Annotated in this window: 20 protein-coding genes and 1 riboswitch; of the genes, 6 read left to right on the top strand and 14 right to left on the bottom strand. The window is 72.6% G+C overall.

Translation table 11 applies throughout. The annotated features are described in order from the left end of the window. Window positions 1–11: 11 nt before the first annotated feature. On the bottom strand, window positions 12–2,516 hold the full coding sequence (pcrA, locus tag ACIGYR_RS25410) for a DNA helicase PcrA (RefSeq protein WP_399597044.1): 2,505 nt from the start codon (window positions 2,514–2,516) through the stop codon (window positions 12–14). Window positions 2,517–2,778: 262 nt separating this feature from the next. Beyond that, window positions 2,779–2,948, top strand: a riboswitch (cyclic di-AMP (ydaO/yuaA leader). An 8-nt stretch (window positions 2,949–2,956) separates the two neighbouring features. Between pcrA and ACIGYR_RS25405 the strand changes: the two genes are divergently transcribed. Beyond that, the gene (locus ACIGYR_RS25405) at window positions 2,957–4,045 is read left to right on the top strand and encodes a C40 family peptidase (protein WP_399597041.1); all 1,089 of its coding nucleotides are present in this window, start codon (window positions 2,957–2,959) and stop codon (window positions 4,043–4,045) included. Between the two features lie 19 nt (window positions 4,046–4,064). Here ACIGYR_RS25405 and ACIGYR_RS25400 read toward each other — a convergent pair whose 3' ends face one another. Further along, window positions 4,065–4,418 (bottom strand): hypothetical protein, encoded by a 354-nt coding sequence (locus ACIGYR_RS25400; protein WP_399597039.1) that lies wholly within the window; start codon window positions 4,416–4,418, stop codon window positions 4,065–4,067. A 573-nt stretch (window positions 4,419–4,991) separates the two neighbouring features. Here ACIGYR_RS25400 and ACIGYR_RS25395 point away from each other — a divergent pair. Then, window positions 4,992–6,056: an NlpC/P60 family protein gene (locus ACIGYR_RS25395; RefSeq protein WP_399598591.1), complete on the top strand. Its 1,065-nt coding sequence runs from the start codon at window positions 4,992–4,994 to the stop codon at window positions 6,054–6,056. Between the two features lie 46 nt (window positions 6,057–6,102). On the opposite strand, the gene ACIGYR_RS25390 is transcribed toward ACIGYR_RS25395, so the two are convergent. Beyond that, window positions 6,103–6,846 carry a LuxR C-terminal-related transcriptional regulator gene (locus ACIGYR_RS25390; protein WP_391839919.1) on the bottom strand — a complete coding sequence of 248 codons (744 nt, stop codon included), beginning with the start codon at window positions 6,844–6,846 and terminating at the stop codon, window positions 6,103–6,105. Continuing rightward, window positions 6,843–8,168: a PspC domain-containing protein gene (locus ACIGYR_RS25385; protein ID WP_391839917.1), complete on the bottom strand. Its 1,326-nt coding sequence runs from the start codon at window positions 8,166–8,168 to the stop codon at window positions 6,843–6,845. Before ACIGYR_RS25385 ends, ACIGYR_RS25390 begins: the two co-directional genes overlap by 4 nt. Before the next feature lie 185 nt (window positions 8,169–8,353). Here ACIGYR_RS25385 and ACIGYR_RS25380 point away from each other — a divergent pair, with 185 nt between their 5' ends. Next, a complete protein-coding gene (locus ACIGYR_RS25380) occupies window positions 8,354–9,937 on the top strand; it encodes a PspC domain-containing protein (protein WP_399597034.1) in 1,584 nt (527 codons plus the stop codon). After that, complete coding sequence (locus ACIGYR_RS25375; RefSeq protein ID WP_399597031.1) at window positions 9,924–10,133, top strand: hypothetical protein; 210 nt, start codon at window positions 9,924–9,926, stop codon at window positions 10,131–10,133. The genes ACIGYR_RS25380 and ACIGYR_RS25375 overlap by 14 nt, the downstream gene beginning before the upstream one ends. Here ACIGYR_RS25375 and ACIGYR_RS25370 read toward each other — a convergent pair. The 3 genes from ACIGYR_RS25370 to ACIGYR_RS25360 form a co-directional block, all read right to left on the bottom strand. Next, the gene (locus ACIGYR_RS25370; protein WP_391839912.1) at window positions 10,130–10,654 is read right to left on the bottom strand and encodes a DoxX family protein; all 525 of its coding nucleotides are present in this window, start codon (window positions 10,652–10,654) and stop codon (window positions 10,130–10,132) included. The genes ACIGYR_RS25375 and ACIGYR_RS25370 overlap by 4 nt on opposite strands. A 133-nt stretch (window positions 10,655–10,787) precedes the next feature. Next, window positions 10,788–12,068 carry a hypothetical protein gene (locus ACIGYR_RS25365; protein ID WP_399597027.1) on the bottom strand — a complete coding sequence of 427 codons (1,281 nt, stop codon included), beginning with the start codon at window positions 12,066–12,068 and terminating at the stop codon, window positions 10,788–10,790. A 240-nt stretch (window positions 12,069–12,308) separates the two neighbouring features. Further along, a complete protein-coding gene (locus ACIGYR_RS25360; RefSeq protein WP_399597024.1) occupies window positions 12,309–13,103 on the bottom strand; it encodes a class II aldolase/adducin family protein in 795 nt (264 codons plus the stop codon). A 140-nt stretch (window positions 13,104–13,243) separates the two neighbouring features. Here ACIGYR_RS25360 and ACIGYR_RS25355 point away from each other — a divergent pair, with 140 nt between their 5' ends. After that, the gene (locus ACIGYR_RS25355) at window positions 13,244–13,711 is read left to right on the top strand and encodes a pyridoxamine 5'-phosphate oxidase family protein (RefSeq protein ID WP_399597021.1); all 468 of its coding nucleotides are present in this window, start codon (window positions 13,244–13,246) and stop codon (window positions 13,709–13,711) included. A gap of 87 nt (window positions 13,712–13,798) precedes the next feature. On the opposite strand, the gene guaA is transcribed toward ACIGYR_RS25355, so the two are convergent. After that, window positions 13,799–15,379, bottom strand: a complete 1,581-nt coding sequence (gene guaA, locus ACIGYR_RS25350) for a glutamine-hydrolyzing GMP synthase (RefSeq protein WP_391839904.1) — start codon at window positions 15,377–15,379, stop codon at window positions 13,799–13,801. 282 nt (window positions 15,380–15,661) lie between these two features. Between guaA and ACIGYR_RS25345 the strand changes: the two genes are divergently transcribed. After that, complete coding sequence (locus ACIGYR_RS25345; protein WP_391839902.1) at window positions 15,662–15,973, top strand: chorismate mutase; 312 nt, start codon at window positions 15,662–15,664, stop codon at window positions 15,971–15,973. A gap of 653 nt (window positions 15,974–16,626) precedes the next feature. On the opposite strand, the gene ACIGYR_RS25340 is transcribed toward ACIGYR_RS25345, so the two are convergent. The 6 genes from ACIGYR_RS25340 to ACIGYR_RS25315 all read right to left on the bottom strand — a co-directional run bounded on the left by ACIGYR_RS25340 (window position 16,627) and on the right by ACIGYR_RS25315 (window position 26,684). Further along, the gene (locus tag ACIGYR_RS25340; protein WP_391839900.1) at window positions 16,627–18,432 is read right to left on the bottom strand and encodes a GMC family oxidoreductase N-terminal domain-containing protein; all 1,806 of its coding nucleotides are present in this window, start codon (window positions 18,430–18,432) and stop codon (window positions 16,627–16,629) included. Window positions 18,433–18,459: 27 nt separating this feature from the next. Next, a complete protein-coding gene (locus ACIGYR_RS25335; protein WP_399597015.1) occupies window positions 18,460–20,073 on the bottom strand; it encodes a succinic semialdehyde dehydrogenase in 1,614 nt (537 codons plus the stop codon). Window positions 20,074–20,201: 128 nt separating this feature from the next. After that, the gene (locus tag ACIGYR_RS25330) at window positions 20,202–21,254 is read right to left on the bottom strand and encodes a protein kinase (protein ID WP_399597012.1); all 1,053 of its coding nucleotides are present in this window, start codon (window positions 21,252–21,254) and stop codon (window positions 20,202–20,204) included. A gap of 51 nt (window positions 21,255–21,305) precedes the next feature. Continuing rightward, window positions 21,306–23,063, bottom strand: coding sequence for a serine/threonine-protein kinase (locus ACIGYR_RS25325; protein WP_399597009.1), 1,758 nt, complete (start codon window positions 23,061–23,063; stop codon window positions 21,306–21,308). Window positions 23,064–23,116: 53 nt separating this feature from the next. Next, window positions 23,117–24,850 (bottom strand): serine/threonine-protein kinase, encoded by a 1,734-nt coding sequence (locus ACIGYR_RS25320; protein ID WP_399597007.1) that lies wholly within the window; start codon window positions 24,848–24,850, stop codon window positions 23,117–23,119. Between the two features lie 157 nt (window positions 24,851–25,007). Then, on the bottom strand, window positions 25,008–26,684 hold the full coding sequence (locus tag ACIGYR_RS25315; protein WP_399597003.1) for a serine/threonine-protein kinase: 1,677 nt from the start codon (window positions 26,682–26,684) through the stop codon (window positions 25,008–25,010). Window positions 26,685–26,743 lie beyond the last annotated feature (59 nt).

Below are 26,743 nucleotides of genomic sequence, written 5' to 3'. Positions count from 1 at the left end.
TTGCCGACGGACTACAGCCTCTCCACCGGCGCGTACCGCAGCAGCAGCCGCTTCGGTTTGGCGTCGCCGAAGTCGATCGTCGCCTCCGCGTTCCCCCCCGTGCCCTTCACCGCGACGACCGTGCCGAGTCCGAACTGGTCATGGGTGACACGGTCCCCGACGGCCAGTGCGACCACCGGCTTCTCCCCCGTGCGCCGTGTGGCGAACCCGGACGCGCCCGATGCCGAGGAGCGCGAACGGGTCGAGGACAGCGAGGCCGCGATCCCGGACGCCGGCCCGGAGGACACCGGCGCCGCGGCCCCTGTGCGCTTCCAGTCCACATGGGTGGGCGGGATCTCCTCCAGGAAGCGGGAGGGCGGGTTGTACGACGGCTGGCCCCAGGCGCTGCGCATCGCCGACCGGGTGAGGTACAGCCGCTCCCGCGCGCGCGTGATGCCGACGTACGCCAGGCGCCGCTCCTCCTCCAGCTCCTTGGTCTGGCCGAGGGCGCGCATGTGCGGGAAGACACCGTCCTCCATGCCGGTCAGGAACACCACCGGGAACTCCAGGCCCTTGGCGGTGTGCAGGGTCATCAGGGTGATGACGCCGTCGCCGTCCTCCTCGTCCGGGATCTGGTCGGAGTCGGCGACCAGGGCGACCTGCTCCAGGAAGTCGGCCAGTGTGCCGCCCGGGGCGGCGGCCCCTGAGGTCTCGGCTTCCTCGCCGCGCTCCTGCTCGAACTCCAGGGCGACGGCCGCGAGTTCCTGAAGGTTCTCGATGCGGGTCTCGTCCTGGGGGTCGGTGGAGTTCTGCAACTCGGCCAGGTAACCGGTGCGTTCGAGTATGGCCTCCAGCACGGTCGCCGGTCCGGCGCCGGACTCCACGATCGTGCGCAGCCGCTCCATCAGCGTGTTGAACCGCTTGACCGCGTTGGTGGACCGCGCGGCCATGCCGTACGCCTCGTCCACGCGCTTCAGGGCCTGCGGGAAGCTGATCTTCTCGCGCTGGGCGAGGGCGTCGATCATCGCCTCCGCGCGCTCACCGATGCCCCGCTTGGGCACGTTGAGGATGCGGCGCAGCGGCACCGAGTCCTCGGGGTTGGCGAGGACACGCAGGTAGGCGAGGACGTCCCGGACCTCCTTGCGCTCGTAGAAGCGGACGCCGCCGACGACCTTGTAGGGCAGGCCGACGCGGATGAAGACCTCTTCGAAGACTCGGGACTGGGCGTTGGTGCGGTAGAAGACGGCGACGTCGCCGGCCTTCGCCTCGCCCGCGTCCGTGAGACGGTCTATCTCGTCGGCGACGAACTGGGCCTCGTCGTGCTCGGTGTCGGCGACGTAGCCCGTGATCCGCGCGCCCTGGCCGGCGTTGGTCCACAGGTTCTTCGGGCGGCGGGACTCGTTGCGCTCGATGACCGCGTTGGCGGCGGTCAGGATGGTCTGCGTGGAACGGTAGTTCTGCTCCAGCAGGATCGTCGTCGCGTTCGGGTAGTCCTCCTCGAACTGGAGGATGTTGCGGATCGTCGCACCACGGAAGGCGTAGATCGACTGGTCCGCGTCACCCACGACACACAGCTCGGCGGGCGGGATGTCGAATTCGCCGGGCGGTACGTCCTCGTCGTGCCCGCCCGTTCCGACCAGCTCGCGGACCAGGGCGTACTGGGCGTGGTTCGTGTCCTGGTACTCGTCGACCATGACGTGCCGGAAGCGGCGGCGGTAGTGCTCGGCGACGTCCGGGAAGGCGCGCAGCAGGTTGACCGTCGTCATGATCAGGTCGTCGAAGTCCAGCGCGTTCGCCTCGCGCAGCCGCGACTGGTACAGCGCGTATGCCTGGGCGAGGGTCTTCTCGAAGCCGTCCGCGGCCTGGGCGGCGAAGTCCTCCTCGTCGATCAGCTCGTTCTTCAGGTTGCTGATCTTGGCGCTGAAGGACTTGGGCGGGAAGCGCTTGGGGTCGAGGTCCAGGTCACGGCAGACCAGGGCCATCAGGCGCTTGCTGTCGGCGGCGTCGTAGATCGAGAACGACGACGTGAAGCCGAGCCTCTTGCTCTCCCGGCGGAGGATGCGCACGCACGCGCTGTGGAAGGTCATCACCCACATCGCGTTCGCGCGCGGGCCGACGAGCTGTTCGACGCGCTCCTTCATCTCGCCCGCGGCCTTGTTGGTGAAGGTGATCGCGAGGATCTGGCCCGGGTGCACGTCCCGCTCGGCGAGCAGGTGGGCGATGCGGTGGGTGAGCACGCGGGTCTTGCCGGAACCGGCACCGGCGACGATGAGCAGCGGGGAGCCGGCGTGCACGACAGCGGCGCGCTGGTTCTCGTTCAGCCCCTCCAGGAGGACCGCCGGGTCGAGCGCGGGCCGGGGGACGCCGTCGCGGTAGTAGGCGTCCCGGTCCGGTGGCGTGTCGAACTTCCCACCGAACAGATCGTCCGGAAGTGGCTCCGGAGCGTGATCGTCCTCGGGCGGCGGCGGGGATTCCTCCTCGCGCCCGCGAGGGGCCTGGAGGTCCGCCAGGAAGCTGTCGTCAAAGAGGCTGCTCATCGCTCTCCGAGTCTAGGGCGCCCCACCGACAACCGGTCGCCGTCCCCGGAACATGGCTTGCTTCCCGGACAGTCGATCTTCGGGCCCTCGGCCCCCGTCGGCCGCTCACCCACCGGAAGCGCCTGGTCACACGCGTATGAACCTGTCCCCAGGTCACGGAAATGTATCGGACATACCGCGCACCAACCTTCACAGAAGACACACGAGTTGGCTAGGTTTCCGTCAGGCCGCACGACCCCTCTCCGGCGAACGTCGCCGGGCCATGCGGCCTCCGCCGAGTCCGGCGCGCCCCGCACGGTGCCCGGAGCCGGGGACCCACCGATCCTGGGGTGAATCGGCCGACTCCCGCCCGGGACGACGCCGTAGGGCAACCCTTCCAAGCACCCGCCCGAACCCGACAGCTAACCCGGTAGGCGGCAGCACGGAAGGAGTCGCCTCCCTTGGCGTCGCATCGCAAGCCGCGCCCCGGCGGAACCCAGGCGGCGGGCATCCGCACCCCCGCCCTCGCCACCGCCGCCCTCACCTCCGTGGCCGTCCTCTCCCAGACCGCCGAGGCCACGACCGGGACCGATCACGGCAGGCCGAGCCTGGAAGAGGTGGAGCGCAAGATCGACGAGCTCTACCGCCGGGCGGACTCGGCGGCCGACACGTCCGGCACGGGCAGAGAGCGGACCGAACACAAGGTGCGGACCGAACGGACCGAACGAAACGAGCGGCCCGAGCGCACGGAACGGGTCGTCCTCGACGAGCGGGGCGAGCGAGAGCGGGGTGAGCGCGCCGAGGCCCCCCGGCGGCGCGCGGACAGCCTCCAGCGGCTCCGGGAGGAGGTCGCCCGACGCGCCCAGCACCGCACCGTGCCGGCGCAGCGCGCCACGCTCCCGGTCCAGCGCGCCACGCTCCCGGAGCGGCGCGCGGTGATCCCGGAGCGGCGCGCGGCGATCCCCGCCCAGCGCGGCACCGTTCCCGTTCCGGACGCGGCCACCGGGGCGCGTATCGACGCCGCCGCCCTGGCGGCCCCGGAGCGTCAGCCGGAGATCGCCGCGAGCGGCCCGAAGGCGGCCAAGGCCACCGTTCAGAAAAAGCTCGCCCACGCGCGCGTGCTGCTGTCGCAGCGGACCGCCGGCGCGCCGTCCGGCACGGACGCGGCGTTGGTCGCGCCCGGCACGGACGCGACCAAGGCCGGGAAGGCCATCGCCTTCGCCCGCGCCCAACTCGGCAAGCCGTGTGTGTGGGGCGCCGCCGGTCCTGGCTCCTACGACTGCTCGGGCCTGACCCAGGCCGCCTGGAAGTCCGCCGGCGTCACCCTCCCGCGCACCGCACGCCGGCAGGCCGACGCCGGCACGCCGGTATCCCCTGCCGATGCCCGCCCCGGCGACCTCGTCTTCTTCCACGACGACGCGGGGCATGTCGGGCTCTGCACGGGCGACGGCATGATGATCCACGCCCCCAGGCCGGGCGCGTACGTCCGCGAGGAGCCGGTCTCCGCCATCGGCGAGGCGGCCGTCCACAGCGTGGTGCGGCCGGGCTGACGCGGGGGCGCGGCGGGGATCAGGTCCAGAGGACGGCGATGAAGACGTTGGCCGCGGTCAGCAGTCCGACCAGCGCGAAGACGCCCTTGTCGACCCGCTCCTCGTCGCGCTTCACATAGACCAGGCCGAGGATCACGATCAGCAGGGCCAGCTTCACGCCGATCTTGATGTTGTTGACGTGGTGGTCGTCGGCCTGGTTCAGCCCGACCAGGGCCACACCGGTGACCAGCATGGTGATCGCGCCGTGCAGCATCCCGGGCACGAACCGGGCCGTGCCCTGGCCCATCGCCTTCATCTGGGTGAGGAAGCCGCCGAGCAGCGCGGCGATACCGATGATGTGCAGGCCGACGAAGAGATGGATGAGTACGTCCATGGAGCCGGAGCCTAGCCAGCGGCCCCGGGGGCTCCCGCCACCGGCCCCGCCGGCAGCCCGACGAGACGGCCCGGCGGGGCCGGCGGCGCGGCCCGTGACGGGCCGGTTGGCGCGGCCCGTGACGGTGACGACGCCGGGATCGGAGGCGGGTGGCACCGCGGGTTCGTCACTGTGCGGCGCCGCCTGCCGGGCGGTGCCGGCGAATCTTGCATAAATGCGTCCCGTAGCACCCCACGACCCCCGCCCGTCCCACTTTTCCGCACTTCGGTCACCACGCTCCGTAAAGGTGACGTCCCCCTTCGAGCAGACCGGTCACATACGGTCACACCTCGATCCGTCGGAGCCAGTTACGCACACCTCGTTACCAACTCGTCACCGCCCGGCCTAACGTCCTCCCCCAGGTGACCGGCTCCCCGCCGCCGCCCGGACCAGGGGCGGCGACCGGCCACCACCGCCGAGAAAGGCCCCGCGGCGGCCCGCTCCCCCTGTGCGGGCCGCCGCGGGGCGTACGGATCGCTCGGTCGTACAGACCGCTCGGTCGTACGAGTCGCACGGAAGGACGTGACGGTCCAGGTGGCAGCCCACCGCAAACCCCCGCAACGCCCGCTCAGCGGCCACACGGCCCGGACGGCCGCCACTCTCGCCCTGGCGGGCGCGGCCACCGCGACCGGCCTCGACGGGACGGCACACGCCGAGCCCCAGCTGACGCCGGCGCAGGTGAAGGCCAGGGTGGACACGTTGTACCGGGAGGCCGAGGCCGCCACCGAGAAGTACAACGGGGCGAAGGAGAGCACGGACGCGGCCCGTCGGCGGCTGAGCACGCTCCAGGACGAGGCCGCCCGCAGGCAGGAGGCGCTCAACTCGGCCCGGGACGCACTGGGTTCGATCGCGGCGGCGCAGTACCGTGACGGCGGCATCGACCCGGCCTGGCAACTGGCCCTCTCCAGCGACCCCGACCGGTACCTGGACGGCGCCGCGCTCGCGGAGCGGGCCGGTGACCGGCAGGCCGCCGCGGTGACGCGGGTGCACCGGCACCTGCGGGAGATCGAGCAGTTGCGCGGTGCCGCGCGCATCGAGCTGAAGTCGTTGCGCTCCCGGCAGGCCGAGCTGAACCGGCAGAGGAAGACCGTCACCGGCAAACTGGACGAGGCCCGGCGGCTGCTGGCGCAACTGCCCCCACGGCAGCGCACCGAAGTAACCGCCGTAGGCGGCACGAGCCCACGCGCCTCCCGCTCGGCGGCGGATCCGCGGCAGCCGCTGGAGCGGGCCACGCCCGCCCCGGCGCCCACCGGGCGCGCCGCGGCGGCCGTGGCCTACGCCTACAGCAAGCTCGGCAGTCCCTACGTATGGGGCGCCACCGGCCCGAACGCCTTCGACTGCTCGGGCCTGGCCCAGGCCGCCTACCGTGCCGCCGGCATCTCCCTGCCCCGCACCACGTACGCCCAGATCAACGCGGGCCGACGGGTGTCACGCTCGGAACTCCAGCCCGGCGACCTGGTGTTCTTCTACTCCGGGATCAGCCACGTCGGCATCTACGTGGGCGACGGCCAGATGATCCACGCCCCGAACCCGTCGGCGCCGGTCCGTCTGGCCCCGATCGACCAGATGCCGTTCGCGGGGGCGACACGGGTGACGTGAGGGCCGGGCGAGGGGCCGGGCGGTGGACCGGGCGGCCTCGCGGGAGTCAGACCAGCCGGCGCGCGGTCGCCCAGCGGGTCAGCTCGTGCCGGTTGGACAACTGGAGCTTGCGCAGGACCGCCGAGACATGGGACTCGACCGTCTTGACCGAGATGAACAGCTGCTTGGCGATCTCCTTGTACGCGTAGCCGCGGGCGATCAGGCGCAGCACCTCGCGTTCCCGCTGGGTGAGGCGGTCCATGTCCTCGTCCACGGGCGGGGCGTCGGTGGAGGCGAAGGCGTCCAGGACGAACCCGGCCAGCCGCGGGGAGAAGACGGCGTCGCCCTCCTGCACCCGGAAGATCGAGTCGACCAGGTCGGTACCGGTGATGGTCTTGGTGACATAGCCGCGGGCGCCGCCGCGGATCACCCCGATCACGTCCTCCGCCGCGTCCGACACGGACAGTGCGAGGAAGCGTACGGGCCGCTCGGCGTCCCCCATCAACGCCGCGCACCGGCGCAGCACTTCGACACCACCGCCGCCCGGCAGATGGACGTCGAGGAGAACCACCTCGGGCCGGGTGGCGGTGATGACCGTGACCGCCTGGTCGACGTCCGCGGCCTCGCCGACCACCTCGACCCCGGTCTCGGCGGTCTGGCCGATCTCGGCCTGGACGCCGGTGCGGAACATCCGGTGGTCGTCCACGAGCACCACCCGTACGTGCCGCCCGCCCGCGCCGTCGTCGGACCGGCCGGGCTCGGCCGCCTCCGCCGGTCCTGCCGTACCGTTCGCCTCGGTCGCGTCGCTCATGACGTCTTCTCCGCCCTCTCCATCTCCAGCTCGACCTCGGTGCCGCCGTCCGGCACCGCCCGCAGCCGGGCCGTGCCGCCGTTGCGCTCCATGCGGCCGATGATCGATTCTCTGACGCCCATGCGGTCGGCGGGTATCGCATCGAGGTCGAAGCCGGGGCCGCGGTCCCGCACGGACACGAAGACCGTCTTTCCCTCGACTTCGGCGTAGACCTGCACGGCGCCGCCCTCGCCACCGTACTTGGCGGCGTTCACCATCGCCTCGCGCGCGGCCTGCATCTGTGCGCTGGTCCTCTCGTCCAGCGGGCAGTCGCCGACGATCACGACCTCGATGGGTACGCCGTGCTTGTCCTCCACCTCGGCCGCGTTGCGCCGCACCGCCTCGGCGACCGTGTCCGGCTCGTCGGCCTCGTCCTTGCCGGTGCCCTCCGGCTTGTACAACCAGGTGCGCAGGTCCCGCTCCTGGGCACGGGCGAGCCGACGCACCTCGCTCGCGCTGTCGGCGTTGCGCTGGATCAGGGTGAGGGTGTGCAGCACGGAGTCGTGGACATGGGCGGCGACCTCGGCGCGCTCCTGGGCGCGGATGCGCATCAGGCGTTCCTCGGACAGGTCCTGGGTCATGCGGACCAGGTAGGGGCCCGCGAGCAGGGTGATACCGACCAGGACGACGAGCGCGGCCTGAAGGACCGCGCCCAGATGGGCGGCCGAGCCCTGGAGGACGAAGATGGCCGAGACACCGGCCGTGACGAGGAGGACGCCGCCGGCCGCGCGCAGCAGGGTGAGGGTGCGGCGCCGGCGGCCGGCCTCGACCCAGCGGGCCCGGCGGGCGTTGTCCGCCTGCCGCCAGACGAGGGCGACACCGGCCGCGACGAGCACGGCGGGCACCAGATACGCCTTGGCCGCGCTGCCCAGGTTGACGCTGCCCACGAAGACCATGGACACGACGACCATGAGGAGCAGCGCGACGATCTGCCCCCGGTCCGGCTTGCGGGTCACCAGTCTGCGCCGGCCGTCCGGCGAGGTCTCCGTGCCCACCAGCGACGGCTTCTGGTCGCCGACGCCGCCGATGCCGAGCGGGACGAAGAACCAGAACGCGGCGTACAGCAGCGCTCCGAGCCCGTCGGCCATGAACAGACCGACGAACACGAGCCGCACCCAGACCACGGGCAGCCCCAGATGCCCGGCGAGGCCCCGCGCCACTCCGCCGAGCCAGCGTCCGTCGCTGCTGCGGTAGAGCTTGCGCGGGGGCCGCGGGTCGTCGAGTGGCAGGCTTGCGGCTTCCGGCATGCCAACGATGGTCACACGGCCGGCGGGGCAGGGCATCAGGGTCGGTCCCCGAGACGCCCCTGATCTTCCGCCGGGGCCGGTCCGGGCGGGCGGCTCGTGCGGTCGGCGGCGGCGGTCCGTGCCGCTCGAACGTCCCCCCGCCCTGTGTCAGGGCCGATTTCAGGGTTGGTCCAGGGTCGTCCCGACTGCCGCTGCGGTGGCCGGGCCGTCACCATGGACGCATGACGGATCACGAGCACGCCGCGACGGGTCCGGGACCCGGCCCCGGCCCGCGCCCGGCCCCGGGCACCGGACCGACGGATGCCGCGCCCGCCGCGACGGGAGGGACGGGAGCGGCCGACCACGGCACCAGCGCCCACGCCCACGCCGACAAAAGCACAGACACAGGCACGGGCACGGGCACAGACAGCGGCACCGCCGCCGACAACAGCACCGGCGCGGGCGCCGGGGGCACCCACACCCAAGCCGGCCCGCGCCCCCGCTCCCGGACCGGCGTCAACTTCCCCAAGGACGAGCCGGAGGAGGACCCCGCGCTGCCCGCCCGGTTCCGGCGCTACCGCCGGCACAAGATGATCGGGGGCGTGTGCGCGGGACTCGGGCGCCAGACCGACATGGACCCGGTGATCTTCCGGATCACGCTGGCCGTGCTGGCCGCGACCGGCGGCCTGGGTCTCATCTTCTACGGCTTCGCCTGGCTCCTGGTGCCGTACGAGGACGAGGAGGAGAACGAGGTCCGCAAGCTGTTCACCGGCCGGGTCGACGGCCAGGCGCTGGCCGCCGTGCTGTTCGCGCTGGTCGGCTGCGGGATCTTTCTGACGATGCTGAGGAACGGCGGAGTGCTGGCCTTCGCCACGGTGCTCTCGCTGCTGCTCGCGGGCGCGGGGTACTGGTCGCGGCGCCGTGGCGCTCCCGACCCCGACCCCCTGGCCGCGCAGGCCGTCGCCGACGCACCACCGGAGGCCCAGGCGCCGCCGGTCGTCACCACCTACCCCTCCTGGTGGCGGGACCCGATCGTCAAGGACGGCACCCATGACGGCGGCACCGGTTATCTGTGGGGGCCCGGCGACGCCCGCGAGCGCGACCTCGTCTCGGTCGTGGACGTCGGCATCGCCACTCCCTGGACGCACCACGGGGCGGTACGGCCACCCCAGGTCCCGCCCCCGAGACCGCGGGGCCCGCGCTGGATCGGCGGCTGGGTGTTCCTGCTCGCCCTGCTGGCGGGAGGCCTGGGCACCGGGCTCAGCTGGCACACGCACCCGCTGGGCACCAGCCTGCAAACGGGCCTGGCGTGCGCGCTGGTGGTGTTCGGGCTGGGCATCATGCTCAGCGCGTTCCTCGGCCGGACCGGCGCCGGGACGGTGTTCCTGGCGGTGGTCACGGCGGCCCTGCTCGCCGGGGCGGCGGCCCTGCCCCGGGACATCACCACCGACTGGCGGGAGACGTCCTGGAAGCCCGCCGCGGCGGCCCGGGTGCGGTCCTCGTACGACCTCGGCACCGGAAGGGGCACCTTGGATCTGACCCGGGTGCGCCCGGCCGCGGGTCGGACGGTCGCCACGGACGCACGGGTGGGTGCGGGACAGCTGAAGGTGATCGTGCCGGCGGACGTGACCGTGCGGATGGACATCGATGTGGGGGTGGGCGCCATACGGTTGCCCGACGACCAGGGAAAGGACGTGGACGTGCAGCCCGGCCGGCACAAGGACGTGACACTGGCCCCGGCCCGGGGTGACGGGAAGTCCGGCGCGCTGGAGCTCACGCTCGGCGTCGGCGTGGGACAGGTGGAGGTCAGTCGTGCTGCGTCATGAGTTCCAGCCCGGGAAGCTGGTCGCCGGTCTGTTCCTCACCGCCGCCGGTGCGGCTTACGCGGGGGACGCGCGCGGTCTGTGGGACACGCCCTGGTTCGTGATCGTGCCACTGGTGGTGGGCGGCCTCTGCCTCGCCGGCGTCACCGCCGCGCTGACCCGGGGGATACGCGGACGAGGCGGCGCCGAGGGCGGCTAGCGGTAACCGCCGATGCGGCGCCGGGCCCGCCAGGCCGCGTCCACGGAGAGGTAGGGGGCGCCGGCCAGGACCAGGGGGATCCAGGCCATCAGGTAGGCGAGGTCGTTGCCGTAGTAGTAGGGGGTGGACGCCCAGCTCATCGTCAGCCAGAGGCTGAGCGAGATCAGCGCGCCGCCCAGCGCGGCCAGTCGGCCGAAGAGACCGAGCAGGGTGCCGATGCCCACGGCCAGCTCACCGATGGCGATGGCGCAGCCGAAGCCGACCGGGTTCTTCAGAGCCAGGTCGACCAGGGCCGGGATCGCGGCGGAGTCGCGGGCGGCGCGCATGGTGTCGCCGATCGATCCGGCGCCGCCGGACTGCATGAAGGCGCTGTCGGTGAGTTTGTCCAGGCCGGCGTAGACGAAGGTGACGCCCAGGAAGACGCGCAACGGAAGCAGGGCGTAGTGGGCGGCGGTGTCCCGCCAACCGCGCGGGCCGTCCAGCCGGATGGAATGCGTGTCGGTCCGCATGCCGTGAGTCATCGCTGCCAGCCGCCTTTCGCCCGCCCTGCCACCCTCACTCGACGATACGTATGACGAGCAGGGTCGGTTCAATCCTCTCCCGGATGATTTTCCGGATTTCGGGTGTTCCGTGGCCGCCCCTGCCCCGCCGGGATCACTCCGTCACATGGAGCGGGTAGCGGTTGGTCGCCACGCCGGCCGCGGTCACCACCTGGACGTCCACCGCACCGGGCTCCACGTCCGCGGGTACGGGCACGGTCAGTGCGTTGTCGGTGGGGTTGCGGAAACCGCCCGTGACGGGGACGAGGGGGACGTGGACGTCGACCGCGCCGATGCGGACGACCATCCGGGAGAGCCGGTCGGCCGTCTGGGCGCCCGGCGGGACGAAGCCGGTGCCGCGGATCTCGATGTCGTCGCCGGTGCGCACCGGGCCGTCCAGGTCACCGGGCTCGCGGGCACGGACCACCGAGAGGATCACCGGCCGGCCGCCCTCGGCGTACTTGCCGGCCAGATAGGTCGCGGCCGAGATCAGCACGACCACGCCCAGACCCCAGGGCAGGTCGGGCAGCTGGTCCGGGCGGCGGGCCAGCCGCACGGCGGCGAAGAGCAGGGCCACACCGCTGATGGCGACGTACTGGATGTCGGCGAAGGCGCCCCGGCCGGAGTCGTCGGTGAGCAGGTCGGCGGCGCGCGGGCGGTGGGCCGGCACCTTCTGCAGCCGCTGGGCGAGGATGCGCAGGCCCACCACCCGGCGGACCAGGACGGCGATGCCGCACACCACGGCGAGGACGGTCACCACGCCCGCGCCGCGCGCCAGGTCGAGGCCGGCGATCAGCGCGTCGCGTTCGGCGTGGTCGGAGGCGGCGGCGAGGCGGGCGGCCAGCAGCAGGATCGCGTAACCGACGAACAGCACCCAGCAGGCGGCGACGGTACGGGAGGTGGAGATGCGATTGTCCTCGCCGATCACCGGCGCGAGCGCTCCGCCGCGCGTCCGGTGGAGGAAGCAGGCGGTGGTCAGGGCACCGGCCACGGTGAGCGCGGCGAGCAGGGCCGCGGTGCGGGCGCCGGTCCAGCCCGCGCCGATCGCGGTGAACGCCTCGATGAGCAGCAGCACGGTGACCGCGCTCCACACCCCGCACACCGTCCGCAGCCACAGCCGGGCGAGCCGGACCGCGCCCTCGGCCCGGCCCTGTTCAGCGACGGCCTCGGCCCGCTGGGTCAGTTGCTCGGACACCCACTGCCGGGACGCCGAGGCGGAGTGCGCCACGCCCGTGGGCAGCCCGTGTCCGGCGGCGAACTCGTCACGCCGGCGCAGGAACGCGGCGACGGCCCGCCGGTGCCCCTCCCGGGCGCCGTGCGGGCAGTCCCCGCAGGTGCAGCCACCGTCGTGGACGCCCCCGGCACCCGTGTCCCCCCTCGCCTCCTGCACCGCCACGCCCGACGCCCGCCTTCCCCACCGCCTGCCGCCCCTGCCGCCGGCACGCACGACGCGTGTGACGGTCGGACAACTCCCCGGTCATGTCAGCGAATTGTGCCCTACCCCGGAGCGCCTTTGGGGCGGCCGGGCAGGGTCACCGCGGGTGAAGCCGGGGCCGCCGTGTTGACCCGGCTGCGCACATTCCGGCCCGGGTGGACGGCGGCGCGGGACGTGCGGGGGCTGCGGGCCGCTGCGGCCTCAGCTCAGCAGGTCCGGTTCGCTGCGGCTGATGTCCTGCCACAACGGCTGGTAGTTGATCCAGGCCACCAGGTCGCCGCCGAGCTGTTCGCGGGTGGCGGCGGCCGCCTTGTGGTCGATGAGCACCGGTCGGCCGGCTGCCTTCGCCAGCAGCTGGACCTGGCAGGACCGGTCCAGGGACAAAAACCACCAGGCGGCCGCGTCCACCGAGTCCCCTACGGTGAGCAGCCCGTGGTTGCGCAGCACGAGCGCCTTGCAGGAGCCCAGCGCGCCGGCGATCCGGCGGCCCTCCTCGGCGTCGACGGTGACGCCGGTGTAGGCGTCGTAGAGGGCGAGGTCCTCGTAGAAGGCGCAGCTCTCCTGGGTGATGGGGTCGATGAGGTCGCCGAGGGCGGCGAGGGCACGGCCGTGCACGGAGTGGCAGTGGGCGACGGCGACGACGTCGGGGCGGGCGGCGTGCACCTGGGCGTGCACGGTGAACGCGGCCTGGTTGACGTGGTAACGGCCCTCGACGACCTGCCCGTCCTGGTTGGCGAGGACGAGATCACCGACCGTGACGTGCTTGAAGGGCATCCCGAACGGGTTGACCCAGAAGCAGTCGGTGAATTCCGGGTCCCGGGCCGTGATGTGCCCCGAGACCCCGTCCTCGAATCCCGCCCGCCCGAAGATCCGCAGGGCGCCCGCGAGCCGTTCCTTGCGGTGCCGGCGCTCGTCCTCGGCCGACTCGTGCATCGGCGGCATGGCGAACTGCAGCCGGCCGGTGGGCAGCGGCAGGGGCGGGGTGGGCCCGTGCATAGATCCTCCCGTCCTGGGATTGCGGTACGGGCCGGAACGTACCGCCAGGCGGCGCAAAAGGGCAGAGCCGTTTTGTAAAGATGCCGTACGCAGCGCATACCCGACAGGAGGTGTCGGGTTTCCCGGTGAGACTGAGCCGTATGAACTGGGCAGACTTCAGCACCGCCGCACCCGAGCTGGCGAAGATCACCGAGGAGCGCTTCGGCGCGTACCGGCACCATGTCCTGGCGACCCTGCGCGCGGACGGCTCACCGCGCACCTCCGGCCTGGAGGTGCGCTTCCTGGACGGGGAGTTGTGGCTCGGCATGATGCCGGGTTCGCTCAAAGCCCTCGACCTGCGCCGCGACCCGCGCTTCACCCTCCAGGCCAACCCCGGCGACGGCACGGACATGAACGGGGGTGACGTCCGGATCAGCGGGCGGGCGTTCGAGGTCGGCGAGGGCACGGCCAGGTCGGCGTATGTGGAAGAGGTGGAACCGCCGCAGCCGTTCCACCTCTTCCGCACCGAGCTGACGGAGGTCGTACGGACCCGCGTCGAGGACGACCGCTATCTGGTCGTCCAGGTCTGGAAGCCCGGAGAGCCGGTGCGCGCTCTCAGGCGGACCTAGGGCCGCTCGCTTGGATCATGCCGGGCTCGTGGAGTCTGGCGCCGTGCCCTGATCCGGCCTGATCCGAACGAAAGACCCTGGGGAGGACTACTCCCACTCGATCGTGCCCGGCGGCTTCGACGTCACGTCGAGCACGACGCGGTTGACGTCCCGGACCTCGTTGGTGATCCGGGTGGAGATGCGGGCGAGGACGTCGTACGGCAGCCGGGACCAGTCGGCGGTCATGGCGTCCTCGGAGGAGACCGGGCGCAGCACGATCGGGTGGCCGTAGGTGCGGCCGTCACCCTGGACGCCCACGGAGCGGACGTCCGCGAGCAGGACCACCGGGCACTGCCAGATGTCGCGGTCCAGGCCGCTCGCGGTCAGCTCCTCACGGGCGATGGCGTCGGCCTCGCGCAGCAGGTCGAGCCGCTCCTTCGTCACCTCGCCGACGATGCGGATGCCGAGACCCGGGCCGGGGAACGGCTGGCGCTGGACGATCTCCTCCGGCAGGCCCAGCTCCTGGCCGACCATGCGGACCTCGTCCTTGAACAGCTTGCGCAGCGGCTCGATCAGCTTGAACTCGAGGTCCTCGGGCAGGCCGCCGACGTTGTGGTGCGACTTGATGTTCGCGGTGCCGGTGCCGCCGCCGGACTCGACGACGTCCGGGTAGAGGGTGCCCTGGACCAGGAACTCCACGGCCGGGCCCTCATCGGCGATGATCTCGGCCTGCGCCTGCTCGAAGACGCGGATGAACTCGCGGCCGATGATCTTGCGCTTCTCCTCGGGGTCCGACACGCCCTTGAGGGCGTTCAGGAAACGCTCCTCGGCGTCGACGACCTTCAGCTGCACCCCGGTGGCCGCGACGAAGTCCTTCTCGACCTGCTCGGTCTCACCCTTGCGCATCAGTCCGTGGTCGACGTACACGCAGGTCAGCTGCGAGCCGATGGCCTTCTGCACCAGGGCGGCCGCGACGGCGGAATCCACACCGCCGGACAGACCGCAGATCGCGCGCTTGTCGCCGACCAGCTCGCGGATGGCCTCGACCTGCTCCTCGATCACATTGCCGGTGGTCCAGTCGGGGCTCAGGCCGGCACCGCGGTAGAGGAAGTGCTCCAGCACCTGCTGACCGTGCGTGGAGTGCATGACCTCGGGGTGGTACTGGACGCCGTAGAGCTTCTTCTCGTCGTTCTCGAAGGCGGCGACCGGGACAACGTCCGTGGAGGCGGTGACCGTGAAGCCCTCGGGGGCCGCGGAGCAGGCGTCGCCGTGCGACATCCACACGTGCTGCTCGTCCGGGGTGCCCTCGAAGAGGGTCGAGGAGTTCCTGGACACGTGCAGATCGGTGCGGCCGTACTCGCGCGACCCGGTGTTGTCGACGGTCCCACCGAGGGCCTGCGCCATCAGCTGGAAGCCGTAGCACATGCCGAAGACGGGGACGCCGGCCTCGAAGAGCTGGCTGTCGAGGCGGGGGGCACCCTCCTCGTACACCGACGAGGGGCCTCCGGAGAGGATGATCGCCGCGGGGTTCTTGGCGAGCATCTCCTGGACCGGCATGGTGCTCGGCACGATCTCGCTGTAGACCCGCGCCTCGCGGACGCGACGGGCGATGAGCTGGGCGTACTGCGCACCGAAGTCGACGACCAGGACGGTGTCGGTGGTGCCGGCAGTGGGAGTCGCTGATGACACGGGGTGCCTTCTGGTGGTCGGGCGGGGGTCTGTGCTACCGAGTCTAACGGGAGGGCGGGAAGGGTTCCCCTGTACGGGCCGTGGCATACTGGCCGCATGCTTCAGCACACGACCTTCGTCTTTACCTATGGCATCCGGCCCGCCGGCTGCCATGGTCGTGCCGCTTGAGCTGACGCCAAGCGACTTCCCAGGCGCCCCGGGCCGACAAGGCCCGGGGCGCCTGTCGTTCTCCGGGTTCTGTTCGTTCCAGGGCATCCACACTTCCCGACCGAGGAGCCCGACGTGACCACCACCACCGCGGCAACGACCGCCCCCGCGGAAGCGACCGCCACCCCGGAGACGACCGCCACCCCGGAAGCGGCCATCGCCGGCGCGCGGGAGCGCATCGACGCGCTCGACGACCGGATCATCGGCCTCGTCCAGGAACGGATGGCCGTCTCCGCCGTCGTCCAGCAGACCCGGATCGCCTCCGGCGGGCGGCGGGTGCACCTCTCGCGTGAGATGGAGATCCTCGGCCACTACCGGGACGCCCTCGGCAAGCCCGGCACTGCCCTCGCGATGACCCTGCTGGAGCTGTGCCGGGGTCGCATCTGAGTTCGGCCCCGCTCTCACCCGTACGGCGCGTGACCGGTCCGCACACCGCTTCGTTGAGGGGGATGTCCGTGTCAGCCAGGGGCGGGCCCGAAAGAACCACGCGTGGCTCACCGGAGCGATGAGACGTACGGGTCGTGCCGTACGTCGTGGGACCTCGCTCCGGGAAAGTGACCGGACGGCAGGGGACAGCAGCCCGGTCACCCAAGAGAACGGCCGGCTCCGGGGACGCCTGGGGCCGGCCGGCGGAAAACTGCAGACAGGCCACAGGGCACAGGAACAGGCGGCGCGACCCCCCGGCGCCGCTCCCCGGCACCGGCGCTGCCCTGACGCCGGTGCTGACCGCAAGAAGGGCCCCGCGGCCCCTCCGTCCCGCGGGGCCCTTCGTCATGCCCGCAGGCGGCCGGGCGTCCCCTGTCCGCGGCGGACCAGGCACTTCCGTGTCCGCCGTCGGTCGGGCACCCCGTGTCCGCCACCGGGCGGGCGCCTCATGTCAGCAGGCGGTCGGGCGACCGGCATGTGACCCACGTCATACGAAAACCGCGGGCCTTCGAAGCAACCCTTCTCGCTTATCGCCGATCAAACCTGCCGGATCAAGAAACGGCGAGAGGGACCTGCCTTCGGAGGGGGATGCAGGTCCCTCTGTGCCGTTCGGGTCACTTCTTCGGCGGTACCGCCGGCATCCCCAGGAAGGGCAGCCGCAGCGCGCCGAACGCCTCCGCGGGGACCACCGGGGCCTGCGGCTCCACCGGCTTCAGCCGCTCGTACGCCACTCCCGGCGCCGGCCGCGGGTCCTCCTCACCCTTGTTCGGCCAGAACGACATCGCCCGCTCGGCCTGCGCGGTGATCGTCAGCGAGGGGTTCACGCCCAGGTTCGCCGAGACCGCGGCGCCGTCCACGACCGAGATGCCGGGGTGGCCGTAGAGCCGGTGGTACGGATCGATCACGCCCGTCTCCGGGGAGTCGCCGATGGGGCAGCCGCCGAGGAAGTGCGCGGTGAGCGGGGTGCCCATCAACTCCCCGACGTTGCTGCCGGCGAAGCCGTTGATCTCGGCGGCGAGAGCGGAGGCGGCCTCGGTGGCGGACCTGATCTGCTTGGGGTTCGGGGAGCCGTGCCCCTGCCGGGCGGTGAGCAGGCCCTTGCCGACGCCACCGGGCTTCAGATACGTCGTCAGCGAGTTGTCCAGGGACTGCATGACGAGGCCGATGATGGTCCGCTCCGACCAGCGCCGGTTGGACAGGGAGCGGGCGACCAGCATCGGGTGCCGGGCCGCGTTCGCCAGCCAGGCGAGCACCCGCGAGGAGCCTTCCGCGTACGGCACCTGGAGGATCGACAGGCCACCCATCGAGTTGGAGCCCTTGCCGTAGCGGACCGGTTCGATGTGGGTGTTCTCGTCGGGGTGGATCGAGGACGTGATGGCGACGCCCCGGGTGAAGTCGGCCCTCGGCTCGCCGGTCGCCATGCGGTAACGGCGGTTGTCGGTCTGCGCGCCGACCAGGGCCTCGGAGTTGGTACGAGTCAGGTCGCCCAGCCGGTTCGACAGGTACGGCAGCCGCCCGCTCGCCTTCATGCGGTGCAGCAGGGTCTGGGTGCCGTAGGTACCGGCCGCGAGGACGACCCTGCGGGCGGTGAGGAGCCGGCCCTCGCCCTTCTTCTTCCGGTCCGTGGGCAGGGTCGCCACCGCGTACCCGCCCCGCGAGTCGTCCGTGACGGACACGACCGTCGTCATGGGGTGGACGACCGCACCCGCCTTCTCCGCGAGGTAGAGGTAGTTCTCGTTGAGGGTGTTCTTCGCGCCGTGCCGGCAGCCGGTCATGCACTCGCCGCACTCGGTGCACGCCTTCCGGTCCGGGCCGGCCCCGCCGAAGTACGGGTCGTTCACCTGCTCGCCGGGGCGGGCCTTCGCCTTGCCGTCGGCGTCCTTGCCGTCGCCGAAGAACACGCCGACCGGCGCCAGGTGGAAGGTGTCGCCGACCCCCATCCGCTGGGCCGCCGCCTTCAGATGGACGTCCGAGGGGGTCATCGTGGGGTTGAGCCGGACGCCGAGCATGCGCTGGGCCTGGTCGTAGTACGGCTTCAACTCCTCCTGCCAGTCGGTGATGTGCCGCCACTGGGCGTCATCGAAGAACGCCTTCGGCGGTATGTAGAGGGTGTTGGCGTAGTTGAGCGAGCCACCGCCGACGCCCGCGCCTGCCAGCACCATCACGTTGCCCAGCAGGTGGATGCGCTGGATGCCGTACATGCCGAGTTTCGGGGCCCAGAGATAGTTCTTCAGGTCCCAGGAGTTCCTCGGCAGCGCGTCACGGGTGAAGCGGCGGCCGGCTTCGAGAACGCCTACCCGGTATCCCTTTTCGGTGAGGCGCAGGGCTGTGACCGAACCGCCGAACCCCGACCCGACGACGATGACGTCGTAGTCGTACCCGTCCTCGTCCCGGGCCTGGACAGACTTCTCCTGCGACACGTGCTCTCCTCGTTGAGAACGGGTGGTCTAGCGGAACCGGAATGCCTTCATCAGGCGGAGACTGCGGCTCATGAACGCCGCGTACCGCTCGTCGTCCATGCCCAGCGACGGCGCCATCGGCAGCAGCCGCTGCCGGGCCACCGTCTGGGCCTCCGTGTACTTGAGGATGCCCTCGGAGCCGTGGCGGCGGCCGAGGCCGGAGTCCTTCATGCCGCCCATCGGGGACTGGACGCTGCCGTAGGCGGGCGCGTAACCCTCGTTGACGTTGACCGTTCCGGTGCGCAGGCGGCCGGCGACCTCCTGGCCGCGGCGGGCGCTCTTCGTCCACACGGACGCGTTCAGACCGTACGGCGTGGCGTTGGCACGCTCGACGGCCTCCTCGTCGCTCTTGAAGCGGTAGACCGAGACGACCGGGCCGAAGGTCTCCTCCTCGCAGACGGCCATGGAGCTCTCGACGCCGTCCAGGATGGTGGGCTCGAAGAAGTAGGGACCGATGTCGGGGCGGGCCACCCCGCCCGCTATCACCTTCGCGCCCTTGGCGACGGCCTCCCGCACATGCCGTTCGACGGTCTCGAGCTGGCGTTCGCCGACCAGCGAGCCCATGTCGGCGCCGTAGGCCAGGGAGTTGCCGAGCCGCATGGCCCTGGTGCGGGCGGCGAACCGTTCCAGGAAGGCGTCGGCGACGGACTCGTGGACGTACAACCGCTCGATGGAGATGCACAGTTGGCCGGCCGAGGAGAAGCAGGCGCGGACGGCTCCGGCGGCCGCCTTCTCGATGTCGGCGTCCTCCAGGACGAGCATGGCGTTCTTGCCGCCGAGTTCGAGGGAGACACCGACCAGCCGGGAGGCGGCGCCGACGGCGACCTCTCGGCCGGTACGGGTGGAGCCGGTGAAGGAGACGTAGTCGGCGTGCCTGACCAGCTCCGGGCCGACGACCGGCCCCTCGCCGAGGACGACCTGGAAGACCCCGTCGGGCAGTCCGGCCTCGATCAGCAGGTCACGCGCCCACAGTGCCGTGAGGCAGGTCTCCGTGTCCGGCTTCATCACCACCGCGTTGCCCGCGACGAAGGCGGGCAGGGCGTCACCTACGGACAGCTCCAGCGGGTAGTTCCAGGGGGCGATCTGGCCCACGACCCCGCGCGGGTGCCGCAGTTCGGTGACCTTCGTCAGGGTCGGCACGGCGCCCGCGTGCCGCTTGGGCTTCAGATACGCCGCGGCCCGGCGGCCGTAGTGGCGGGCCGCGACGGCGACGGCCTGCACCTCCTCGTGCGCGTGCAGGCGGGCCTTGCCGGTCTCCAGCTGGATCAGGTCCAGGACTTCGGCCTGCCGCTCCAGCACCAGGTCGTGAAAGCGGAGCAGGACGGCGGCCCGCTGCCGTACCGGGGTCCTCTCCCACACGGCCTGGGCGGCGCGGGCCACCTCGAACGCCTTGCGGACGTCCTCCGGGGTGGACTCGGGCAGGTCGGCCAGTTTCTCGCCGCTGAACGGGGTGTGGTTGGCGGTGCGGCCGGAGCCGACGACGCCCTTGGTGAGCTGGGCCACCAGTTCGGGGGTGACCACGTCGGCGGCGGTGCGGGCGCCTTCGGGAGCGGGCGCGAGCGGGTTGGTGCCGGCGATGTCCGGGGCCTGCGTGTCCGTCATGACGCGCAGGGTATGCCGCGGCGCACCGCTTTGTGTACCCGTCGGTAACGCGGATTCACCGAGTGCTCACACACTGCCAGTGATCACTGGCAGAGAATGCGCTGATCAGGGCGTTGGCGGGGTGGCGATCAGTCGACTCCGGGTTTTCTCGCGAGCAGCAGACCGAGGGCGCCGAGGGGCGTACGACGGCGCGCGCCCGTCACGCCCCCCGGCTCCGACGGCTCGGTCCGCTCCCCCGGCTCCCCCGGCTCCCCCGGATCCCCGCGATCCGACGGCCCCATCGGTCGCCCCGGCTCCACCGGCTCCCCGCGATCCGACGGCCCCATCGGTTGCCCCGGCTCCACCGTGGCCCCCGGCTTCACCGGCTCCCTCGGCTCCCCCGTCTCCCCCGTCTCCCCCCGCGTCGTCGGCGCGTCCTGTACGGCGTCGGCGGTGCGGGCGAGGTAGTCGCCGAGTACGGCGGTGACCTCGTGCGGGTCCGGCCGGGCCGCCGGTTCCTCCGCGAGCAGCCGGTCCAGCAGCGGGCCGAGCGGACCCAGCGAGCCGGGGTCCGCGTCACCCAGGGCCGTACGCAGCAGCGCACCCAGGGACCACAGGTCGGAAGCCGGCCCGGCACCGGGCCCCGCCGCTCGTTCGGGGGCGACGAAGCCGGCGGGCGCCTCCTGCGCGCGCCCGCCGCCGATGCCGAAGTCGGTGAGGACGACGCGTCCGGTGCCGGACTCCAGCAGGACATTGGCCGGTTTGACGTCCCGGTGCACGATGCCGACGGCGTGGGCGGCGCGCAGCGCACCGAGCACGGCGAGCCCGATGCGCGCGGCCTCGGCGGCCGGCAGCGGCCCGCGCCGCAGCACCTCGCGCAGGGACTCGCCCGACACCAGCTCCATGACGATCCAGGGGACGCCGGCCTCGGTGACGACGTCGTACACCGTCACGGCCGAGGGGTGCCGCACCAGGGTGGTGGCCCGGGCCTCGTGGTGAAGCCGGTGTGCGACGCGCCGGCTCTCCTCGTCGGTGGCCGGATCGCCGGGCAGCAGTGGCTCCTTGACGGCGACCGGTCCGTGCCCCTGCTCGTCCCGGGCACGCCACACGGTCCCGGTCGGCCCGGACCCCAGGCGTCCGGCCAACCGGTAACGGCCGCCGATCAGACGTGCGTCGGGCGGGTGTTCGCCGTCTTCGGTCATGTCACATGAGTACCGTGCGCACCGCGCCGTTGTCGAAGCGGGCGGCCGGGCTCAGGGCTTGGTGATCTCCAGGTTGGCGATCGCCGCCCTCGCCACCTCCCGGCCGCGGGCGGTGAAGTCGCCCTTGGCCGGGTATCCGACGGCCAGTTCGTACATGTCGCCCGACTCGCTGCGGTAGTAGAAGATCCGCAGCTCGCGAGGACTGTCGCGCTCGTCGTCCGCGGGATAGACGACCGTGTTCCCGGCGGCCTGCCGGCCGTGGTAGGTGGCCTCCGTGTCCGGGACCGTCTTCGTGGCCCTGCCCATCCGCAGGTCGTAGTCGCCCTGGCTCTTGAACTCCTCGTTGTCGTCGTACATCTGGGCCCTCGCACTGGACTTGATCCGGTCCAGGGAGTCCTCCGACCCGCGCGCCAGGTGCAGGCGGATCCAGAGGGACCCGCTCCAGTCCCAGTACGTCACCCAGTTCTGGTCGCTGTCGTCCTTGTCCGGCCGGGCGGCCTGATAGCTCGCGGGGACGGCGAGGGTGACGCCGAGCCTGCTCTCCGGCCGCTTGGCCCAGCCGTCGGGCAGCGGGCCCGCGGAGGGGGCGGCGAGGACGAGGTACGCGGTGACGGCCGCCGCGACCGCCGCCGCACCGGCACCGAGCCAGGCGATACGGCGCCGGCGGCGGGAGCGGGTGACGGCCGGACCGCCCTGGGCCGGGGACGGCGCCGTGGGGGGCGCTGATGCCGGGGCCTGGGACGTCGGATCCCGGAGGACCAGAGCCTGGGGGACCGGGGTCTGGGAGACCGGAGTCGGGGGGAGCGGGGCCGGGGGCGCCGGGGGGTTCGCGGCCTCCTGGAGCAGGGCGCGGACCCGGTTCGCCGTCGGGCGGTGCGCGGGGTCCTTGTGGAGCAGCCCGTTGATGACCTCGGCCAGCGGGCCGGAGGCGGACGCGGGCGGCGCCGGGGTGGCGTTGAGGACGGACTGGAGGGTGGCCGGCGTGTTGCTGCGGCGGAACGGCGACACGCCCTCCGTGGCCGTGTACAGCACCACGCCCAGGGACCACAGGTCGCTCGCCGGGCCGGGCCGCTGCCCGAGCACCCGCTCCGGCGCGATGAACTCGGGCGAGCCGACGAAGCCGCCGGTGTCCGTGAGCCGCGGATCCCCCTCGATCCAGGCGATGCCGAAGTCCGTGAGGACCACCCGGTCGTGCCGGCCGAGCAGGATGTTGTCGGGCTTGACGTCCCGGTGCAGGACACCCGCGGCGTGCGCCGCCTCCAGCGCGCCGAGGACCTCCAGACCGATCCGGGCCGCCTGCCGCGCGTCCAGCGTGCCGTCCTGCAGCGCGCTGCCGAGCGTGCGGCCGTGCACCAGCTCCATGACGATCCAGGGCCGGCCGTCGACGACCGCGACGTCGTGCACGTTCACCACCGCGGGGTGGTCGAGACGGGCCGCCGCGCGGGCCTCACGGCGCATGCGTTCAAAGGCGTTGGCCTGTTCGCGCTCGGGAAGATGGTCCGGTACGCGCGGTTCCTTGACGGCGACCTCACGGTCCACCGTCTCGTCCTTGGCCCGCCATACGGTGCCCATCCCGCCGTGTCCCAGCTTGCCGAGCAGCCGGTAGCGGCCCGCGACGATCCGGCCCGTGCCCGGGTCCGCGGCGGCGGGGAGGGCGGCTCCGGCGCCCGGAGCGGTCGAGGGCACCGCCGCCGCCGGGCCCGGCAGCGCGTGGGCCCCGCCGTCCGGGCCGGGGCGCGGTCTCGGCGGTTGCAGCACAAAACTCGTCGTGTCGTCGGCCCCGTGGCCGACTCCCCCGTCACTGCTCATGCGTCATCTCTACCGCGCCCCCGGCGCCCGCAGCCACAGAGAGGGCGAACCGGTCACACACCCGTGACCGAGAACGTGTCGACCGCCACGTCGAAGTACTCCCGTGCCTCCCGCACCTTCCCCACCGGCGCCGACACCCAGACGTCGTACAGCAGGCCGTCCTCCTCCCAGCACAGGTCGTAGGTGTGGCGTGCGCCCTCCGCCGTGCTGAAGCCGTCCCAGGTGAACTCCCAGAGCGCGGCCCGGTGCCCGCCGTGCGTGGTCCGGGTGACCCGTCCGTCGTGGTAACCGGGGTTCGTGGACGCCCCGTCGGCGGCGGACCGGTCCATCACGCCCTGCGGGCCGCCCGGTTGCGGTGCGCTCACCTTGATGCCCAGGCGGAAGGTCTGCCCCGGCGAGAGGTAGAACACGCGCTCGCCCTGCGGGCTGCGGGTGAAGTCCTCCGGTACGGCGAGGGTGAAGCCGGCCGGGTCCCGTGCGGTGCGGTAGCCGGAGGGCGCGGTGTGCGAGGCGGCACCGGTCGGGCGGGGGGTGCCGGAACCGGGCCTGCCCGGCGAGGGGCTGCCGGGAAAGGGGGTGGACGGCGACGGTGTCCCGGTCGCCGTCGGGGAACCCTCGGGGCCCGTGCCGGTCCGGGTCGCCGGGGTCGTCGCCGTGCCGCCCGGGGTGCCGCCGCCCCCGCCCCCGTCCCGGTGCAGCAGCAGGGCCGCGGCCGACACGCCCGCCCCGGCCAGCGCGGCGACGAGGAGCGCCGCCACCAGCACCCCGCGCGGGGACGACCGGGCCGGGGGCGGCTGCGCGCCGGCGGCCGGCAGTGGTCCGCCGTGGGGCAGGTCCGGCTGGGTCGGCACGTAGGGCTCCGGGGTCTTCGGCGTACGGCCTCCGCCGGCCCGGTGGGCGCGCCCGCCGCCGTACGGTCCCGCTGTGCCCTGGCCGGCCGGCGCGTCCGGTGTCCGGCCCGTCTCCAGGTACGTCCGCAGCATCCACTCGGCGTCCGCCGCGCCCAGCCGCCGGTCGGGGTCGCGGTCCAGCAGGCCCCGGACCACCGGCAGCAGCGGCTCGGCCTGGGCCGGCGGTCGGATGTCGTCGGCGACGACGGCGTGCAGGATGCCGCCGATCGAGTCGCGCCGGAACGGTGACTCGCCGCTGAGCGCCGTGCACAGCAGCGCGCCCAGCGACCACAGGTCGGACTCCGGCCCCGTGCGCAGCCCGGACATCCGCTCCGGTGAGGTGTACTCGGGCGAGCCGACGAAGGAGCCGGTCTCGGTGAGCGTGGTCGCGCCCGCGACCTGGGCGATTCCGAAGTCGGTGAGGACGACCCGGTCGGTGTCGGACTCGATCAGGACGTTCGCGGGCTTGATGTCCCGGTGCAGCACGCCCGCCTCGTGCGCGGTGCGCAGCGCGCTCAGCAGGGCGATGCCGATCCGCGCGGCCTCGGCGGCGTCGACGGGGCCGTGCCGGGCGATCCGCTCGGCGAGCGAACCGCCGTCGATCAACTCCATCACCAGGTACGGCCGTTCGTCCTGCTCCACCACGTCGTGCACGACGATGATGTGCGGGTGCCGCAACTGACAGACCGCGCGGGCCTCGCGGAACGTACGGTCACGGCGGCGGTGCGCGTCGTCGTCCGGGCGCGAGTCGTCCGGAAGGAGTTCCTTGACCGCCACCTGACGGCCCAGCACCTGGTCGCTCGCCCGCCACACGACGCCCATGCCGCCGCGCCCGACGCGTTCTTCCAGGCGGTAACGGCCCGCGATCAGCCGGAAGCCGGCTCCCTCGGTCCCCATGCGCCCATCATGCCGCAGAGGGCGTCCGGTTCCTCGAAATCCGGTCGCCCGCCCGGAGGCACCCGGTCACCTGCCGAGCGGCGATCAGCAGCCGGCTCGAACGCCCTCAAAAGACGCCGTGTCCGGCCGCGTGTGCAGCCGGGACCGGCCGCCCGTCTCACCGCGGCTGCTGCCAGCCCTGAAGCACCGCCTTGAACTGCTTGCCCGTCGTCGCCCAGTCCGCCGCGGGCGACGAAAGATAGATCACGTACTCGACGCCGTCCCGGGACATGTACGTCTCCTCGACGGCACGCCGCGGCCCGGGGAAGGGCGTGTCCTTGGGCTGCGCGGTCCAGGTGTACTCCCAGACGGAGCCGTCGAGGTCGCGGTAGAGGTTCTTCTCCAGCCGGACGCGGTGGTAGTCGACGAGCCGCCGCCTGAGCTGATCGTCCAGGTCGAACTGGTGCGAGTAGGCGTCCTTGAAGTCCGGTGAGGAGTCGACGGCGATACGGACGAAGTGCTTGCCGCCGTCGGGCGTGTAGTCGACCTGCCTGAGGTCGCCGGGAACGCCGACGACCTTCCGCGACCAGCCCTTGGGCAGATAGATGCTGAAGCCCCATTCGTCGTCGTAGCGCTGCCACGAGGCGGGAACCGTGCCGTCGGTGCCCGGCGCGGCGCCGTTCGTGGAGGGTGACGTGATGGCCGGGTTCGCGCCCCCGCCCGTGCCGCCGGCCTGCTCTCGGTCGCCCCAGTGCTGGAAGGCCACCGCCGCGCCACCGCCGAGCACGGCCGCGGCGGCGACGACGAGCGCGAGCGTGCGCAGCCGGCGCCGGGGCCGGGCCGGCGCGGTGCCGCCCGCCGGGGCCGGGGGCATGGGCGCCACCGCCGTCGACCCGGTCCCGGGACGGCCGGCGCCCGGGGGGAACCCGGGGACGGTGCCACCGGTCGGATAACCGCTCGTTCCGTGGCCGGAGTTGCCGGCCCCGCCCGTGTGCCCGCCCGAGCCCTGGGTCGGGATGAACGCCTCCGCGGCGCGCGGCCGGCGGCCCTCCGCCGCCTCGGCGAGCATCTGCTCCGCCTCCCCCGCGTCCGGCCGGTGGGCCGGGTCCTTGCGCAGCAGGGCGGTGATGACAGGTTCGAGCGCACCGGCGTGGCGCGGCTCGTTCACGTGCTCCTCGACGATCGCCTGCATGGTGGTCAGCGGCGAGGTGCGCCGGAACGGTGAGCGCCCTTCGACCGCCGTGTACAGCGTGGCACCGAGTGCCCACAGGTCGGAGGACGGGCCGGGGTCGTGGCCGCGTACCCGCTCGGGGGCCAGGTAGTCGACGGAACCGACGACCTCTCCGGTGCGGGTGATGGTGGTGTCGCCCTCGATCTGGGCGATGCCGAAGTCGGTGAGCAGCACCCGGCGGTCGGTGCCGAGCAGTACGTTGCCGGGCTTGACGTCCCGGTGCAGCACACCGGCGGTGTGCGCGGCGCGCAGCGCCCGCAGCACCCACAGCCCGATCCGCGCGGCCTCCTCGGGCTCGACGCGCCCGCGCTCCTTGACCGCGTCGGCCAGCGAGTAGCCCTCGACCAGTTCCATCACGATCCACGGGCGGCCGTCGTGTTCGAGGACGTCGTGCACGGTGACGACGGCGGAGTGGTTGATGCGCGCGGCGGCCCGCGCCTCGGCTCGGGTACGGGCGAGCAATACGGCCTGATCGCTGTCGGAGACGTAGAGCGCCGCGGTCAACTCCTTGATGGCGACCTTTCGGTGCAGCACCTCGTCGTGGGCGCGCCACACCCGGCCCATGCCGCCGCTGCCGATGGAATCGGCGAGCCGGTAGCGGCCTGCTATGAGCAGACCCTGCATCTGATTCACGTTGCCCCGCAATGCTCTTGACAGGGTCAGACTAAGGACCGGTCCGCGCA

It is taken from the genome of Streptomyces sp. NPDC053076 (assembly GCF_044546845.1).
Classification (GTDB): domain Bacteria; phylum Actinomycetota; class Actinomycetes; order Streptomycetales; family Streptomycetaceae; genus Streptomyces.
Note: the sequence above shows the minus strand (reverse complement) of the source record. Positions and strands in the feature narration are given on the sequence as shown.